The 378-nt window shown below is 74.9% G+C and carries 1 pseudogene; it reads right to left on the bottom strand.

The annotated features are described in order from the left end of the window. Positions 1-233, bottom strand: a pseudogene (locus tag CCN37_RS37705) (hypothetical protein); the annotation flags it as partial. Positions 234-378: the final 145 nt, after the last annotated feature.

The raw sequence follows: 378 nt of genomic DNA, 5'->3' as shown, positions 1-378 counted from the left end.
TCGGCGAGGCGCTGGCCGCCGACGGGGCGCTCGGGAACGGGCAGCGGGGCGGGAGCGGTCTTGCCCGGCGGGGGCTGCTCCGAGGTGTCCACCGGCGGCGCGGGCACGCTGCGGTAGGCACACGCGGTGGACGGGTTCGACTGCGCGAGCGCCGCCGGGGCAGGGGCCGCGGCCAGCAGCGCGCAGACCGAGGCCACCAGCGCCGCAACGGGGCGATGAGCGGTGAGACGCACGCAGGCAGGCTAGTCACCCCGTGACGGCGGCGATAATCGGGTTGGCTCTACGCAGTCAAGCCGTCGCGGTGCGTGTCAGGCCCTGGAGCGCCTGGACCGCTTCTTCTGCAGGTAGATGGCCAGTCCGGCGACGAGCAGCACGCCG

Origin of the sequence: Allokutzneria sp. NRRL B-24872 (assembly GCF_002155965.1) — a bacterium.
Classification (GTDB): domain Bacteria; phylum Actinomycetota; class Actinomycetes; order Mycobacteriales; family Pseudonocardiaceae; genus Allokutzneria.
This window is presented reverse-complemented; position numbering and strand designations above follow the sequence as displayed.